12 protein-coding genes and 1 pseudogene are annotated in these 17048 nt (G+C 63.2%); 8 read left to right on the top strand and 5 right to left on the bottom strand.

The window, feature by feature from the left end; all coding sequences use genetic code 11:
- Window positions 1-262: pseudogene (locus YUU_RS60855) on the top strand (IS481 family transposase); the annotation flags it as partial.
- Window positions 263-411: 149 nt separating this feature from the next.
- On the opposite strand, the gene YUU_RS0123795 reads toward YUU_RS60855, so the two are convergent.
- The 4 genes from YUU_RS0123795 to YUU_RS61305 form a co-directional block, all read right to left on the bottom strand.
- Window positions 412-1956: a SpoVR family protein gene (locus tag YUU_RS0123795; RefSeq protein ID WP_027524654.1), complete on the bottom strand. Its 1545-nt coding sequence runs from the start codon at window positions 1954-1956 to the stop codon at window positions 412-414.
- Complete coding sequence (locus tag YUU_RS0123800; RefSeq protein ID WP_027524655.1) at window positions 1953-3230, bottom strand: YeaH/YhbH family protein; 1278 nt, start codon at window positions 3228-3230, stop codon at window positions 1953-1955. The genes YUU_RS0123795 and YUU_RS0123800 overlap by 4 nt, the downstream gene beginning before the upstream one ends.
- Window positions 3231-3243: 13 nt before the next feature.
- Window positions 3244-5187 (bottom strand): PrkA family serine protein kinase, encoded by a 1944-nt coding sequence (locus YUU_RS0123805; protein WP_027524656.1) that lies wholly within the window; start codon window positions 5185-5187, stop codon window positions 3244-3246.
- A 302-nt stretch (window positions 5188-5489) separates the two neighbouring features.
- Window positions 5490-5861 (bottom strand): hypothetical protein, encoded by a 372-nt coding sequence (locus YUU_RS61305; RefSeq protein ID WP_245288076.1) that lies wholly within the window; start codon window positions 5859-5861, stop codon window positions 5490-5492.
- 581 nt (window positions 5862-6442) lie between these two features.
- Here YUU_RS61305 and YUU_RS0123815 point away from each other — a divergent pair.
- The 7 genes from YUU_RS0123815 (at window position 6443) to YUU_RS0123845 (ending at window position 15209) form a co-directional block, all read left to right on the top strand.
- Entirely contained in the window at window positions 6443-9292 is a 2850-nt protein-coding gene (locus YUU_RS0123815) for a bifunctional transaldolase/phosoglucose isomerase (RefSeq protein WP_027524657.1), read from the top strand.
- A gap of 14 nt (window positions 9293-9306) precedes the next feature.
- Window positions 9307-10308 (top strand): phosphogluconate dehydrogenase (NAD(+)-dependent, decarboxylating), encoded by a 1002-nt coding sequence (gnd, locus tag YUU_RS0123820; protein WP_027524658.1) that lies wholly within the window; start codon window positions 9307-9309, stop codon window positions 10306-10308.
- A gap of 13 nt (window positions 10309-10321) precedes the next feature.
- Window positions 10322-11836 (top strand): glucose-6-phosphate dehydrogenase, encoded by a 1515-nt coding sequence (zwf, locus tag YUU_RS0123825; protein WP_027524659.1) that lies wholly within the window; start codon window positions 10322-10324, stop codon window positions 11834-11836.
- Window positions 11836-12585 (top strand): 6-phosphogluconolactonase, encoded by a 750-nt coding sequence (pgl, locus tag YUU_RS0123830; protein ID WP_027524660.1) that lies wholly within the window; start codon window positions 11836-11838, stop codon window positions 12583-12585. The genes zwf and pgl overlap by 1 nt, the downstream gene beginning before the upstream one ends.
- Complete coding sequence (locus YUU_RS0123835) at window positions 12572-13114, top strand: gluconokinase (RefSeq protein WP_027524661.1); 543 nt, start codon at window positions 12572-12574, stop codon at window positions 13112-13114. Before pgl ends, YUU_RS0123835 begins: the two co-directional genes overlap by 14 nt.
- Window positions 13111-13923: a Cof-type HAD-IIB family hydrolase gene (locus tag YUU_RS0123840; RefSeq protein WP_027524662.1), complete on the top strand. Its 813-nt coding sequence runs from the start codon at window positions 13111-13113 to the stop codon at window positions 13921-13923. Before YUU_RS0123835 ends, YUU_RS0123840 begins: the two co-directional genes overlap by 4 nt.
- Before the next feature lie 233 nt (window positions 13924-14156).
- Window positions 14157-15209 carry a medium chain dehydrogenase/reductase family protein gene (locus tag YUU_RS0123845; RefSeq protein ID WP_027524663.1) on the top strand — a complete coding sequence of 351 codons (1053 nt, stop codon included), beginning with the start codon at window positions 14157-14159 and terminating at the stop codon, window positions 15207-15209.
- A 22-nt stretch (window positions 15210-15231) separates the two neighbouring features.
- On the opposite strand, the gene YUU_RS0123850 is transcribed toward YUU_RS0123845, so the two are convergent.
- Window positions 15232-17037, bottom strand: coding sequence for a glycoside hydrolase family 15 protein (locus YUU_RS0123850; protein ID WP_027524664.1), 1806 nt, complete (start codon window positions 17035-17037; stop codon window positions 15232-15234).
- Window positions 17038-17048: the final 11 nt, after the last annotated feature.

A 17048-nucleotide genomic window follows, 5' to 3' on the forward strand; every position in this document is an offset into this window, starting at 1 on the left:
CGCGCGCGTTCCGCAGGTCGAGTATGACAGCAGCGAGACCGTGCGCAGGGTCTCATCGACGAGACCCTACATCTCATTCAAGGGACGGTTCTGGAAAGTCCCCCAGGCCTTCGCTCGCGAGCGCCTGGCCATCCGCCCCCTCGATCGCGATGGCCACTACGGAATCTTCTTTGCCAGCTGGCAGGTCGCAGCAATCGACTTGACCAATGGCCAACCTGTCAGTGATGTGTCCGAACAGGTGTCAGCCATGTCCCCGGACTAAACACTTGACCGGGCGATCCAGTATTCCAGAGGCGCAGAGATTCAGCCGAGAAGCCGCGGCGTGCTGGATGCCCCGGTCAAGCCGGGGCATGACGGCGAAAATGGGGACGCGGCTTGCCGGAATCGCCGTGTACGCTTCACGCATGAGCGTTACGCCGCCGCGGGGATCGGCCGCGGGCTGACTACGTACTCCCGCAAAACCTTGTCGTTGGCATCGACCTCGATCAGCGACACGTCGTAGGTCCAGAGATCGGCGAGATGCTGGAGCACACGCTTGGCGTCGGTCTCGTTGAGCTGCGAGCCCTTGATGACGTGGTGGTGCAGGATCAGCCGGCGGTCGCCGGCGAGGTCGACGTCGACCACCTCGATATTGGCGTCGATGAAGCCGACATCGTGCTGCCGCGCGAGCTCACGGCGGACACGGCGGAAGCCGCGCTCGTCGTGGATGGCGTCGACCCGGATGCCGGCGCGCTCCTCGGGATCGTCGTGGAGATGGAACATGCGCAGGTGCCGCATCAGCCTGGGGCTGAGGAACTGCCCGATGAAGCTCTCATCGCGGTAGTTGGCCCAGACGTCGCGTAGCACGCCCGTGGCGTCGCCCTTGCCGGCAATGTCCGGGAACCACTCGCGGTCCTCGGCCTCGGGATTCGTAGCGATCCGCTCGATATCCTGCATCATCGCAAAACCGAGCGCATAAGGATTAAAGCCGGAGAAGCGCGGATCGTCGAACTCGGGCTGGAACACCACGTTGGTGTGTGACTGGAGGAATTCGAGGAAGTTGCCGTCGGTGATACGGCCCTGCTTATGCAGGGTCGACATGATGCGATAGTGAACGTAGGTCGCCGTCCCCTCGTTCATCACCTTGGTCTGGCTCTGCGGGTAGAAATACTGTGCGATGTGGCGGACGATGCGCAGCAATTCACGCTGCCAGGGCGCCAGCCGCGGCGCGCTCTTTTCCAGGAAGTAGAGCAGGTTTTCCTGCGGCAGGCCAAGCAGCTTGCGACGCCGCTCGATGCTCAGCACCGACCGGCTCTTGCTCGGACCTGTCGGCACGGTGCGCCAGAGGTCGTTGAAGACTTCCTCCTCGTGCTGGCGACGGCGGCCGGCGCGCTTTTCCTCAGCCCGCAGATCGATATTCTTCTTGCCGGGATACCGGTCGATGCCGTGCGACATCAGCGCATGCGCCGCGTCGAGCGTGCGCTCGACCTCGACGCGACCATAGCGCGCCTCGCATTGCGAGACGTAGTTCTTGGCGAAGTCGAGATAGTCCAGAATGCCGTCGGCATCGGTCCACTGCTTGAACAGGTAGTTGTTCTTGAAGAAGTGGTTGTGGCCGAACGCGGCATGCGCAATCACCAGCGTCTGCATCGTCGCCGTGTTCTCCTCCATCAAATAGGAGATGCAGGGCGAAGAATTGATCACGATCTCGTAGGCGAGGCCCATCAGGCCCTTGCGGTAGGAGGCCTCGTGAAACGCAAAATGCTTACCGAAGGACCAGTGCTTGTAGAACAGCGGCATGCCGACGGAGGAGTAGGCGTCCAGCATCTGCTCGGCGGTGATCACCTCGATCTGGTTCGGATAGACGTCGAGGCCGAGCTCCTTCTTCGCGACGTCCTCGCAGGCATCGTGGATACGCTGCAAGGTGAGGAAGTCCCAGTCCGCGCCTTCGAACAATCGCCCGGTCTTGTCCGTCATGGAGCGGCCTTCTCCTGATTTTCGCGGCGCTGGAACAGGTCGTGGAACACCGGGAAGATTTCGCTGCGCTCGCTGACCTTGCGCATCGACAGCGGCGCGCCGCTATTGCGCAGACGCTCATAGAGTGTCCAGAGCGAGGAGTCGGAGAGATCGAAGGCGCTGCCGCCGGACTCGCCGACCTCGAGATAGGCGAAGAACTGGCAAACGGGGAGGATCTTCTCGGTCAGAAGCATGCCTGCGAGCTCGCCGTCGGAATAGGAGTTGTCGCCGTCGGAAGCCTGGGCTGCATAGATGTTCCAGTCCGATGGATTGAAGCGCTCGCGCACGATCTCATGCATCGCCTGGAGCGCGCTCGACACCAGCGTGCCGCCCGAGGCCGGACCATAGAAGAAGGTCTGCTCGTCCACCTCCTCCGCGCGGTCGGTGTGACGGATGAAGACGATCTCGACGTGCTTGTAGCGGCGCTTCAGGAAGACGTAGAGCAGCATGTAGAAGCGCTTGGCCAGGTCCTTCATGTGCTCGGACATCGAGCCGGAGACGTCCATCAGGCAGAACATCACCGCCTGCGCCACCGGTTTCGGCACCGTCTCGAAGCGGCGATAGCGGATGTCGAGCGGATCGATGAAAGGGATGCGCTTGGATTTCGCCTTCAGCCTCTCGAGTTCAGCGACGAGCGCCGCGCGCTCGTCTTCGTCGGTGCATTCGGCAATCCTGGCTTCCAGCTCATCCATCTCGCTCTTGCGCGGACGGCGCAGCGCGATACGGCGAGCGAGCGCGAGCTGGACGGTCCGGTTGACGGAGATGTTCGCAGGTGAGCCAGACGTGGTGTAGCCGGCGCGCTGGAGGCCCTCGCTCTCGGTCTGGGTGATCTTACGCTTGGCGAGATCGGGAAGCTCGAGATCATCGAGGAAGAGATCGACGAACTCGTCGCGGCTCAAGACGAAGCGAAAGGCGTCCTCGCTGTCGCCTTCACCGGGACCGGAGTCCTTGGCGCCGCCCTGCCCCGAACGCTGCAGATAGTCGCCCTCGATGAACTTCTTGTTCCCGGGCAGCACCATGTCGCGTGTGCCGCCTTCGCGGCGGAAGCGCGGCTCGTGCATCCCGTCGAGGGGGATCGTGACCTCCCCTCCCTCCAGGACGTCCTTGATATCGCGTTCCTGCGAGGTCTTCTTGACGGCGCCCTGCACCAGGGATTTGGCTCGACGCAAGAACCGCTGGCGGTTCTCAAGACTCTTGCCGCCCGGATTCAGGCGCCTGTCAATAATGTGGGCCACGTTCTCATCCGCCTCAACCGGCCTGCTTCACACGCATATACCACTCGACGAGCCGGCGAACCTGACGCTCGGTGTAGCCGCGCTCCACCATACGTGCGACAAACTCGCCGTGCTTCTTCTCGGTCTCGCCGTCCTTCTTCGACCCGAACGAGATCACCGGAAGCAGGTCCTCGACCTGAGAGAATATCCGCTTTTCGATCACGTCGCGAATCTTCTCGTAAGAGGTCCAGTTCGGATTCTTGCCGCTATTCTGAGCCCTGGCCCGTAACGAGAATTTGACCACCTCGTTCCGGAAGTCCTTCGGGTTGGCGATGCCGGCGGGCTTCTCGATCTTGGTCAACTCCTGGTTCAAGAGTTCGCGATCCAGGAGCTGTCCCGTATCGGGATCCTTGAAGTCCTGATCCTCGATCCATGCATCGGCATAGTCCACGTAGCGGTCGAACAGGTTCTGGCCGTAATCCGAGTAGGATTCGAGATAGGCCTTCTGGATCTCGTTACCGATGAACTCGGCGTAACGCGGCGCAAGCTCGGCCTTGATGAATTCCAGGTAGCGTTTCTCGGTCTCCTCGGGAAGTTGCTCGCGGCGGATCGCCTGTTCCAGCGCGTACATCAGATGCACGGTATCGGCTGCAACCTCCTGCGGATCGTGGTTGAAGGTCGCGGCCAGGATCTTGAAGGCGAAGCGAGTGGAAACGCCGTCCATGCCCTCATCGACACCGGCGGCATCACGGTATTCCTGGACGCTGCGCGCCTTGGGATCGGATTCCTTCAGGCTTTCGCCATCGTACACCCGCATCTTGGCAAACAGCGTGGAATTTTCATGCCTGCGCAGACGTGACATCACCGAGAACCGCGCCATCGTCTCCAGCGTCGCGGGCGCGCAAGGTGCCGAGGCAAGCTCTGAGCCCTGGATCAGCTTTTCGTATATCTTCTGCTCCTCGGTGTATCGCAGGACATAGGGCACCTTGATCACGCAGATGCGGTCGATGAAGGCTTCGTTGTTCTTGTTGGACTTGAAGCTCGCCCACTCGGCCTCGTTCGAGTGCGCGAGGATGATGCCGGTGAAGGGGATCGCGCCGATGTTCTCGGTGCCGATATAGTTGCCCTCCTGCGTCGCGGTGAGCAGCGGGTGCAGCATCTTGATCGGCGCCTTGAACATCTCGACGAATTCGAGGATGCCCTGGTTGGAGCGGTTGAGGCCACCGGAATAGCTGTACGCATCGGGGTCGTTCTGCGCGTAGGTCTCCAGCTTGCGGATGTCGACCTTGCCGACCAGCGAGGAGATGTCCTGGTTGTTCTCGTCACCGGGCTCGGTCTTGGCGATCGCGATCTGGCGCAGCCGCGACGGCTGGATCTTGGCGACGCGGAATTGCGAGATGTCGCCGCCGAAGGCTTCCAGCCGCTTGTAGCACCACGGGCTCATCAGGCCGGTGAGACGGCGGCGCGGAATGCCGTACTTCTCTTCCAGCATCGGCCCGAGCTGATCGGGATCGAACAGGCTGAGCGGGCTTTCGAACACCGGGCTCAGTTCATCGCCGGCCTTCAGCACATAAATGGGTTGCACTTCCATCAGCGACTTGAGCCGCTCGGCGAGCGAGGATTTGCCGCCGCCGACCGGGCCGAGCAGATAGAGGATCTGCTTGCGTTCTTCGAGGCCTTGCGCGGCATGACGGAAGAAACCAACGATGCGCTCGATCGTTTCTTCCATGCCGTAGAAGCCGGCGAACGCTGGATAGGTGCGGATCGTGCGGTTCAAAAAGATTCGGCCAAGGCGTGGGTCCTTGGCCGTGTCAATCGTCTGGGGTTCACCGATCGCAGCTAGTAGTCGCTCGGCTGAATTCGCGTATTTCATGGGATCGCTTCGACACGATTCCAGATATTCCGCCATCGACATGTCGAGCTGGCTTCTCGCCTCGAACGACCGAGCGAAAGCGTTGAACAAAGAATCGTTGTACATGATCCCTCTCCGCGTGATTTCCGCTTACCCAAGCTGAAACGAAAGCAGTTGCTGGACCGTTCCTCAGCGCCCGTTTCGAATCAGCGTGAGCACATGACGATCATTGGACACCCGGGCGCCTTCTCGGCGCAACGCACTACGTAGGCACCGGGTGAGTTACGAACAGGCACTTGCCTGTTATTTATGCGAATCTATACCCGTACTCGCTAATTTCCAGCAAATGTCGCCCCACCGCAACATCCGGGCATTACCGGGGATGTGTCCATCCGGCAGCGCAGCATAGCCGCCCGCCGACGGCAAACTTATGACGCTTTGACGGCGAAGCTTTGAGCGTCGTGACGGCTCTTCTGTTGCAATGCGGTGCGCCGCTCGCTCGCGTCGTGACAAGCCTGACAGGCTCGCAGGAGCGTCGCGAGGTCCGTCGCCAGCCCGGCCGGATCGATGACGATGAAATCCGTATCGCTCTGTGGCGAGATCGCGCGTCTGCTCCTGACGCAGCGAAGTTGCTGCCGCAGCGCCGGCGTCGGCGTCAGCACAACGGCTCTACATCCGCGGCTTTCGCGCACCGAAACGTCTTCGATCGAGTCCCAGAGCAGGAATTCATTGCCGATACGCAAGTCGCGGATGCCGTAACGGCTGACGATGACGGCCGGCCCCCGCTCGGCCGGCAACATCCATATCAGCCGGCAGGTGACGAGCCCGAACAGCAGGACACCCGCGCAGCCTGCCGCCCGTTCATAGGCGCCGAGTCCACCCCACAACTCGAAGGCAAGCCAGCGCTGAGAAGGGTCATGACAAACCCCAGCGCGATCAGCCCTCCGAGGCGGGAAAAGCTATGGCCGATCTCGAGATCGTCGGACGCTTCAAGCCCGGCAGGAGAGGCCGATCCACGCGGCGTGACGGCAATCGCACGGCCGCCAGAATTTGCGTGCATGCTTATCCCCCAGCATGGCAGTTCATGAATGAACTAACGCCACCCGCCCAACGGACAATGCTTGAGCCCGCGAGACAAAACTCCGTTCAGCGAAGGCTGACGCTACGCTACAGACTCTGGCCGAAACGCTTACGGCCAACGACTTTCACGCAACCGGACAACCAATCGGCTGGATCGCTATGATCTCAACAGAGTTATGCCGAGAGTAGGACGCAACTACCCTTGATTGGTTCCCTCCCAGGGTCATGTTAACACACCATAGCGCGTCAGGACCGGCGCTGGAACCCCTCGCCCGCCACCGGCTCGGAGAAAAGAGAGACCATGAATCCCGTCAAAGAACTGGAAAAGCACGGACAGGCCGTCTGGCTGGACTTCCTGGCCCGCGGCTTCATCGCGAAGGGCGACCTGAAGCAGCTGATCGAGACCGACGGCGTCAAGGGCGTCACCTCCAACCCGTCGATCTTCGAAAAGGCGATCGGCAGCTCGGACGAATATGACGCCCCGATCGGCAAGGCGCTGAAGCGCGGCGACCGTCCGGTCGCCGACCTCTTCGAGCAGCTCGCGGTCGAGGACATCCAGAATGCCGCCGACGTGCTGCGCCCGGTCTATAACCATCTGAAGGGCCAGGACGGCTTCGTCAGCCTGGAGGTGTCGCCCTATCTGGCGATGGACACCAAGGGGACGGTCGCGGAAGCCCGGCGGCTCTGGAAGGATGTCGATCGCAAAAACTTGATGATCAAGGTGCCGGCGACGCCGGAGGGCCTGCCGGCCATCGAGCAGCTCATCGGCGAAGGCATCAGCGTCAACATCACCCTGTTGTTCTCCAAGGAGGTCTATCTGGAGGTTGCCGAGGCCTATCTTGCGGGCCTTGAGAAGTACGTGGCCGGCGGCGGCGATCCGTCGCATGTCGCAAGTGTCGCAAGCTTCTTCGTCAGCCGGATCGACACCGTGGTCGACAAGCAGCTCGACGACAAGATCGCCCGCGCCAATGACCCGAGCGAAAAGGAGCGCCTGTCGGCGCTCAAGGGCAAGGTCGCGATCGCGAATGCAAAACTCGCCTATCAGGACTACAAGCGCCTGTTCTCCGGGCCACGCTGGGACAAGCTCGCCGCCAAGGGCGCGAGGCCACAGCGGATGCTGTGGGCCTCCACCGGCACCAAGAACAAGGACTATAGCGACGTCCTCTATGTCGAGGAGTTGATCGGCCCGAACACCGTCAACACCGTGCCGCCGGCGACGCTCGATGCGTTCCGCGACCACGGCAAGCTGCGCGACAGCCTCGAGGAGAAGGTCGAGGAGGCTGCCCGCGTGCTGGAGGAGCTCGAGCGCTCCGGCATCTCCCTCGCCGAGATCACCGAGGAACTCGTCAAGGACGGCGTGAAGCTGTTTGCCGACGCCGCCGACAAGCTCTATGGCGCGGTCGCCTCCAAGCGCGCCACCGTGCTGGGGACCGCGATCGACCGCCAGCACCTTGCCCTCGGCGAGGGCCTCGGCAAGGCCGTGACCAAGAGCACCGAAGAGTGGCGGGCCTCGGCAAAGATCCGCAGGCTCTGGCAGCACGACAAATCGGTCTGGACCGGCGCGGATGAGAATAAGTGGCTCGGCTGGCTCGACTCTGCGGTGAAGGCCGACATCGCCGACTATGCGGATTACGCTGGCCGTGTGAAGGGCCAGAAATTCTCTGACGCCGTCGTGCTCGGCATGGGGGGATCGAGCCTCGGGCCCGAAGTGCTGGCCGAGACGTTTGCGCGGAAGGCGGGCTTCCCGAAGCTGCATGTGCTCGACTCCACCGACCCGGCGCAGGTACGGGCGATGGAAGCCAAGATCGACATCGCCAACACCGTGTTCATCGTATCCAGCAAGTCCGGCGGCACCACTGAGCCGAACGCGATGAAGGACTATTTCTACGACCGTGTCGCGCAAGCGGTCGGCTCCTCCGTCAAGACCGGCCATCGTTTCATCGCGGTTACCGACCCCGGCTCGTCGCTGGAGAAGGCCGCCAAGACGCTGAACTATGCCCGCATCTTCTACGGCGAGCCCTCGATCGGCGGACGCTATTCGGTGCTCTCGCCCTTTGGCCTCGTGCCGGCCGCGACTGCCGGCATCGATGTCGGAAGCTTCATCAAGCACACGCTCGCCATGGTGCGCTCCTGCGGACCGGACGTGCCGCCGCATGAAAATCCCGGCGTGCAGCTCGGCCTTGCCATGGGGCTCGCCGGCCTCGAGGGCCGCGACAAGGTGACCATCTTCTCGTCGAAGAGGATCGCTGATTTCGGCGCCTGGGCCGAGCAGCTCATCGCGGAATCGACCGGCAAGGAGGGCAAGGGTCTGATCCCGATCGACGGCGAACCGCTCGAAGATCCGCACGTTTACGGCAACGACCGCTTCTTCGTCGATATCCGAACCGAGAGTGAGACAGACGCGGCTCACGACGAGAAGCTCGCCGCGCTCGAGCGCGCGGGTCACCCCGTGGTGCGTATTGTCATGAAGTCGGTCGACCATCTCGGCCAGGAGTTCTTCCGCTTCGAGATGGCGACCGCAGTCGCGGGCTCCGTCCTCGGCATCAACCCGTTCGACCAGCCGGACGTGGAAGCAGCCAAGATCAAGACCCGCGAGCTCACCGCCGCGTTCGAGAAGACCGGCGCGCTGCCGCCCGAAAAGCCGGTCGTCAGCACCGCGGACGCCGATCTCTACACCGACGACACCAATGCGGCGGCGCTCCGTGCCGCCGGCGCGAACGGCGACCTCACCTCGTGGCTGAGAGCGCATCTCGGCCGCTCGGGGCAAGGCGACTATGTCGCGCTGCTCGGCTATATCGCGCGCGACAAGGCCACGATCGAGGCCTTGCAGGCGATGCGGACGGAGGTGCTCGAAAAGCGCCATGTCGCCACCGCCGCGGAATTCGGTCCGCGCTTCCTGCATTCGACCGGACAGGCCTACAAGGGCGGGCCCGACAGCGGCGTATTCCTGCAAATCACGACCGACGACGCCAAGGACCTTCCGGTGCCGGGCCAGAAGGCGAGCTTTGGCGTCATCAAGGCGGCGCAGGCGCGCGGCGACTTCGACGTGCTCACCGAGCGCGGACGGCGCGCGCTCCGCGTGCACCTGAAGGGCGGGCTGAAGAAAGGCCTTGCCGCGCTGAACGCCGCGCTCTCGCAAGCGTTGAACTGAAAGAGGATACGTCAATGCAGCTCGGCATGATCGGCCTCGGCCGGATGGGCGGCAACATTGTCCGACGGCTGATGCGGAATGGCCATTCGGCCGTGGTCTATGACAAGGACGCCAAGGCCGTCGCCGATCTTGCCGCCGACGGCGCGCAAGGCGCGAGCACGCTGGAAGAGTTCGTCGCCAAGCTCGACAAGCCGCGCACCGCCTGGGTGATGCTGCCCGCCGGCCGCATCACCGAGACGACGATCGAGACGCTCGCAAAGCTGATGCAAGCCGGCGACGTCATCATCGACGGCGGCAACACCTTCTGGCAGGACGACGTCCGCCGCGGCAAAGCGCTCAGGGAGCGTGGCATCCACTATGTCGACGTCGGGACCTCCGGCGGCGTCTGGGGGCTTGACCGCGGCTATTGCATGATGATCGGTGGCGACAAGGCCGTCGTCGACCGGCTCGATCCGATCTTCGGCACGCTGGCGCCGGGCGCAGGTGACATTCCGCGCACGCCGGGACGTGAGGGCCGCGATCCCCGCATCGAGCAAGGCTACATCCATGCCGGGCCGATCGGCGCCGGTCATTTCGTCAAGATGATCCACAACGGCATCGAGTACGGCCTGATGCAGGCCTATGCCGAGGGTTTCGACATCCTCAAGAACGCTGACATCGAGGCGCTGCCGGCGGATCATCGTTTCAATTTCGATCTCGCCGACATTGCCGAGGTGTGGCGGCGCGGCAGCGTGATCCCGTCCTGGCTGCTCGACCTCACCTCGACCGCGCTCGCCGACAGCCCGGCCCTGACCGAGTATTCGGGGTTCGTGGAGGATTCCGGCGAAGGGCGCTGGACCGTGAATGCGGCCATCGACGAGGCGGTGCCGGCCGAAGTGCTGACCGCGGCCTTGTTTGCCCGCTTCCGCTCACGCAAGGAGCATACCTTTGCGGAGAAGATCCTCTCCGCCATGCGTGCCGGCTTCGGAGGGCACAAGGAGCCGAAACAACCGGGTGCATCCAAGCCCAAAGCCTGAAGGCCGGCCATTCGTGACAAAAGATCCGCAGCCCCAACGCAAACCCGAAAATTGCGCCTTCGTCATCTTCGGCGTCACCGGCGATCTGACCCATCGCCTGGTGATCCCGTCGCTCTACAATCTCGCCGCCGAGAACCTGTTGCCGGAGAAATTCTGTGTCGTCGGCGCCGCCCGCAAGGGTATGTCGAATGACGAGCTGCGCGACGGCCTGTTGAAGGGCCTGCGCGAGCATGCCACCCGTCCGGTGGACGACGTCGTCGCCCAGCAACTCCTGCAATGCGTGACCTTCGTCGAGGCGGACCCAAAGGATCCGCCCTCCTTCGACGCGCTGCGCGAGCATCTGGACGCGCTCGAATGCTCCCGCGGCACCGGCGGCAACCGGCTGTTCTATCTCGCGACCCCGCCGGCGGCGTTTGCACCGACCGCGCGCGAGCTCGGCCGCACCGGACTGATGAAGGAAGACAACGGCGCCTGGCGGCGACTCGTGGTCGAAAAGCCCTTCGGCACCGACCTCGCCTCGGCGCGCGCGCTGAATGCCGAGCTGCTGAAGATCATGGAGGAACACCAGATCTACCGAATCGATCACTACCTCGGCAAAGAGACGGTGCAGAACATCCTGGTGCTGCGCTTTGCCAACGGCATGTTCGAGCCGATCTGGAATCGCAACCATATCGATCACATCCAGATCACCGTGGAGGAACGGCTCGGCGTCGGCCATCGCGGCGGCTTCTACGATTCGACCGGCGCATTGCGCGACATGGTGCCGAATCATCTGTTCCAGCTCTTGTCGCTGGTTGCGATGGAGCCGCCAACGCGTTTCGAGGCGCGCGCGGTGCGCAACGAGAAGGCCGAGGTGCTGGCAGCAATCCAACCGCAGAGCGAGGCCGAAGCACTGAAGAACTCGATCCGTGCGCAATATGTGGGAGGCCGTGTCGGCAGCGAGGAGCTTTCCGACTATCGCGGCACTCCCGAGGTCAATCGGGACAGCACCACCGAGACCTTTGTCGCGCTGAAGCTCGCCATCGACAATTGGCGCTGGGCCGGCGTCCCTTTCTATCTGCGCACCGGCAAGGCACTCGCCAGCAAGCGCACGGAAGTGGCGATCAAGTTCAAGCAGGCGCCGCTCGCGATGTTCAGCGGCACGCCGATCGATCGGCTGTCGCAGAATTTCCTGACCATCGGTATTGCCCCGACCGAAAGTATCGAGCTGCAGTTCAACGCCAAGCTGCCTGGCCCCAGCGTTTCGATCGACGGCGTCGAGATGAAATTTCGGTACGGGGACTATTTCAAGGCCGAGCCTAGCACCGGCTATGAGACGCTGATCTACGACTGCATGATCGGCGATAACATCCTGTTCCAGCGTGCCGACGCCATCGAGGCGGGATGGCGGGCGGTGCAGCCGCTACTCGATGCATGGAGGAAGGCGGGCGCCAGTGGCCTCGAACTCTACCGCGCTGGAAGCGAAGGCCCGCTCGGCGCCGACGAATTGCTCAGGCGAGACGGGCGAAGCTGGCGGAAGTTCACCTGATGGCACCTGCTGACCAGCCCAGGCTGATCGTCGTCGCTGATGGCGAGGCGCTCGCGCGTGCAGCTGCCGAACGGGTGATGACGCGGATATCGGCCAATCCGGGCCGCATCGCGATCTGCCTCACCGGCGGATCGAGCCCGAAGCAACTCTATCAGTTGCTCGGAAGCGACGCGTATCGCAGCCAACTTCCGTGGGAGCGCGTGCACTGGTTCATCGGTGACGAGCGCTTCGTGCCGGACAGCGATCCCCTCAACAACATGAACGTTGCGCGCGCGGCGTTTCTCGACCGCGATGCACCGCCGGCCAACATCCATCCCATCCCGACCACGGCCGGTGGACCGGACGAGAGCGCGGCCGCCTATGCGCGGGAGCTGCAGACGTTCTACGGGGCCGACCGTCTCGCCCCGTCCAAGCCGCTGTTCGACCTCGTCCTGATGGGCGCGGGTCCCGACGGCCACACCGCGTCGCTGTTTCCCGGCTACCCCGCGATCGAGGAAGCCGACCGCTGGGTGGTCGGCGTGCCCAAGGCCAATGTCGCGCCCTTCGTGCCGCGGGTGACCCTGACATTGCCGGCGCTCGCCTCCTGCCGCGAAATGCTGTTTGAAATCGAAGGCGCCGGCAAGCGGCCGATCTTGACGCGCCTGCTCAATGGCGAGAATCTGCCCGCAACACGCGCGCGCTCTAACGGCGAGACCGTCTGGCTGGTCGACGAAGCCGCGCTTCCGGAGGACCTTCGTGGCGGGCACTGAACTACCCTGCGCATTAATCGTCATGGGCGTCTCGGGCTCGGGCAAGAGCACGGTCGCGGAGGCACTCGGCAAGCGTCTCGGCTGGCGTTTCGCGGACGGCGACAGCTTTCACCCCGCGAGCAATGTCGCGAAAATGGCCGCCGGTCATCCGCTGACCGATGAGGACCGCTGGCCGTGGCTCAATGCCATCGCCGACGAGATCGAGCGCACCTGCAAGGCGGACGGTCATGTCATCATCGCCTGCTCGGCGCTGAAGCACACCTATCGCGACGTGCTCCTGCGCGGCCGCGACGACGTTCGTTTCATTTTCCTGAAAGGCACCCAGGAGCTGATCGCCGACCGGCTCGCCCACCGCAAGGGCCATTTCATGCCACCCGAGTTGCTCACCAGTCAGTTCAAAACACTGGAGCCGCCGGAAGCGAGCGAACACGTGATCACGGTCTCGATCGACGAGACCGTCGAGACGATCGTGGATGGCGCCTTGCGACAGTTGAAATTCGGCAGCGAGAAGCACAAGGCCATGTCATGACGCCCATCTCACTCGTGGTTTCCGACGTCGACGGCACGCTGCTGACCAAGGACAAGACGCTGACCGACCGCGCCAGGGCCGCGGTGCAGCGGCTGCACAAGGCCGGCATCGGTTTCACCATCACTTCGAGCCGTCCTGCGATCGGCATGCGGTTTTTGATCGAGCCGCTCGCGATCACCCTGCCGGTCGGTCCGTTCAACGGTTCCTCGATCATCGATCCACAGATGAAGCCGGTCGAGCAGCACCTGATCCCGAAAGCGGCGGCCGAGCGCTGCCTGCAGATACTCCGCGAGTTCGGCGCCGACATCTGGGTCTTCACCGCCGACAAATGGCTGATTGACAATCCAAAGGGCGCTTACGTCGCGCACGAGCAGCACACCATTCGGTCCGACCCGACCGTCGTGGCGGATTTTGCGCCATACCTCGCGAACGGCTGCAAGATCGTCGGCGCGAGCGCCGATGCGGCGGGCCTTGAGCGTTGCGAGAAGGTGATGCAGGAGGCACTCGGCGACGAGGCGACCGCGGTCCGCTCGCAAACCTATTACCTCGACATCACGCCGCCCGGTTTCAACAAGGGCACCTTCGTGCAGGCGATGGCCAAACGCCTCGGCATCTCGACCGACGCGATCGCCACCATCGGCGACATGCAGAATGACCTCGCGATGTTCCGCGTCAGCGGCCTTTCATTTGCCATGGGCAATGCCTCCGACAACGTCAAGCAGCAGGCGTTGCACGTGACCGCGACCAACGAGCAGGAAGGCTTCGCCGGCGCGATCGAGATGATCCTGAAGCGGAACGGGATCGGCTAAGGCGCTTGCCCATTATCCTTGAAGCAATTCCCGAGACGTCCGCTCTGCTGCCGAGAAGTCCATTGAAGCGACCGATCGCGATGTCTGGTATGGGCCCACGAGCGGAATTGATCTGTATCAATTACAAGACCCGATTTCGAGCTGATTCTTTCCAAGAGACCTGAGGGTGTCGGACTATCAAATTGCAATACTCGTGACGCAGTTTTCGAATCTGAGTTTGCAGGGATCGGCGTGTGATCGAACCGCGCAACCGCGTTGTTCAGCTTCGCCGCTTTGGCGGACCTGAGGAGCTGGAAGTCGTCGACGCCCCGCTGCCGACGGCTGGAGCGGACGAGGTGCGGGTCCGTGTGCTCGCCTCGGGGCTTGAATACACCGATACTCTGATCCGACGGCATCTCTACCCGCAAACCGCCTCCCGTCGGCCACCGCTGGTCATGGGCTACGATGTTATTGGGGAAATCGATCAGCTCGGCGATCGCGTGAGCGGATTTCAGCTTGGCGACCGTGTGGCCGACATGACCGTGCTCGGATCGAATGCTGCCTATCGCACGCTCCAGGCGCGCCACCTGACCCGCGTGCCAGTGGGCATAGATTCGGCGCAAGCGGCCGCACTGATCCTTAGCTGGATGACAGCATATCAGCTCCTGCACCGCGCCGCGCGGGTGCAACCGGGGCAGCGCGTGCTGGTGCATGGTGCTGCCGGAGCGGTCGGACAAGCTCTTCTCGTACTCGGTAGCATGGCCGGACTTCAGCTGTGGGGCGGAGCCCATGGAAGGCACGCAGCGCTGATCCGCGAGCTCGGGGCTAGGCCGATTGATTATCAGCGCGAAGATTTCACGCACGTCCTGCCAGGCGGATTTGATGTTGTCTTCGATGGCATCGGGGAGGATGGCTATCGCCGATCATTTTCAGCGCTCAAGCGCGGCGGTCTGCTCTGCGCCTATGGCTACTCGGCGGGCGTGCAGGATCGGCGACGGATGCTCACCATGCTGATGTGGATCGCGCGGCTCTATCTCTGGCGGTGGTTGCCCGGCGGCAGGCGTGCCTTCTTCTACTCGATCAACGCGATGCGGCTGCAGCATCCTCAATGGTTTACGGAAGACCTGAAGCGCCTGTTCACTCTGCTGGCCAGTGGCGCCATCCAGCCGCGCATTGCCGCGCGGATCTCGCTGGATGAAGTTGCCGAGGCGCACCGACACCTCGAAGCCGGTGGCCTAGAGGGCAAGCTCGTGCTGTGCCCGGATCTCGCGCCACAGACGTCCGGCATGACAAGGCCTGCAGCCTGAATTTCGACAGGAGGCACGGCAGTCACTGCGACCGCTGCACCGCCGGCTTCTCGCTGCGCGTCCGCGCTGCCGACAAATTGTGTGCCGTATTGATCAGCGCGATGTGGGTCAGCGCTTGCGGGAAATTGCCGGTCTGGCGTCGCGCCAGAGAGTCGTATTCCTCCGCTAAAAGTCCGACGTCGTTGGCGATGCCGACCACGCGATCGAGCAGAACTTGCGCCTTGTCGAGGTCGCCGGCGAGCGCATGGGCGTCTGCAAGCCATAGGCTGCAGGCGAGAAACGCACCCTCGATCGGCTGGATCTCCTCGGACACTTCGCGGGGATCATGCCGCAGCACAAATCCGTCGCGCATCAGGTGCTGTTCGACCGCCGCGATGGTACCGCGGACGCGCGGGTCGTTTGTCGGAAGAAAACCGACGGCGGGCAATAACAGCAAGCTGGCATCGAGCAGTTTCGAGCCGTAGGATTCGACGAAGCTGTTCAACTGCGCATCAAAGCCCTTCTGGCATACATCGCGGTGGATGGCATCGCGCAAGGTACACCAGTGCAATACCGGCGCCTTGAAGCCGAAGGTCTCGGCGCTCTTGATACCACGGTCGAAGGCAACCCAGGTCATCACCTTCGAGAAGACGTAATGCTTGGGCTTATCGCGCCGCTCCCAGATGCCGTGGTCGGGATGGTCCCAGACCTCGGCCAGGTGCTGAAGCACGGTGCATTCCAGCGCCCAGCTCTGGTCGTCAAGCTTCAGCTTCGCCACGCGCGACTGGTGGAGCGCGTCGATCAGCTCGCCATAGACGTCGAGCTGCAATTGCGCGTGCGCGGCATTACCGACGCGAACCGGCTTCGCGCCCTCATAGCCGTCGAGCCATTCCGCCTCCCATTCGAGCAGCCGCCTTTGGCCCCAGATTCCGTACATGATCTGCATGCGGTCCGGCGCACCGGCGGCCGCGCGCAGCAGCCAACTATGCCAGGCGGATGCTTCCTCGGTATAGCCCGAGTTCATCAGCGCGAGCAGCGTGAAGGTCGCATCGCGCAGCCAGCAGAAGCGGTAGTCCCAGTTTCTGGCGCCACCGAGCTTCTCGGGCAGCGAGGTCGTGGGCGCCGCGACGATGCCGCCGGTCGGAGCGAAGGTCAGCGCCTTCAACGTGATCAGCGAACGCATGATGAGATCGTGATACTCGCCGTCGCGATTGCCGTGGCTGCACCAGTCCTTCCAGAAGGCTTCTGTCTCCGCGAATGCGCGCTCGGGGTCAATCGCCTCGGGCGGCGAGAGATGCGACGGGCCATAGGTCAGCACGAACGGAACTGTCTCGCCCGCGTTGACCTCGAACTCAGCCACGGTGGTCAGATCCTCGCCGCGAGTCTCAACGGGCGTGCGGAGCACCGTCATGTCCTGCCCGCAGATCGCAAGCACGGCGGATCGATCCTCGGTCCGCCTGACCCAGGGAATATCGACGCCGAAGCCGAAGCGGATGATGAGCTCCATCCTGAGCTTGACGCGGCCTTTCAGGCCGCGTACCAGCCGCACGATGTCGGACGCCTTGCCGCGCAGCGGCATGAAGTCGATCAAGGCGACAGAGCCGCCGGCCGTTTCGAAACGGGTCTCAAGGATCAGCGTGCTGCCGAGATAGCGGCGGGAGCGGGCCGTGAGTGCTTCGCTTGGGGCAATCTGCCAGCGCCCGTTCCTTCTGGTGCCGAGGATCGCAGCAAAGCAGGCGTCGGAATCGAAGGCGGGCCAGCACAGCCAGTCGATCGAGCCGTCGCGGCCGACGAGGGCCGCGGTCTCGCAATCGCCGATCAGCGCATAGTCTTCGATCTTCTGTGACAATTCCGTGTGAC

The sequence above is a fragment of the Bradyrhizobium sp. Ec3.3 genome (assembly GCF_000472925.1).
In the GTDB taxonomy this organism is placed as follows: domain Bacteria; phylum Pseudomonadota; class Alphaproteobacteria; order Rhizobiales; family Xanthobacteraceae; genus Bradyrhizobium.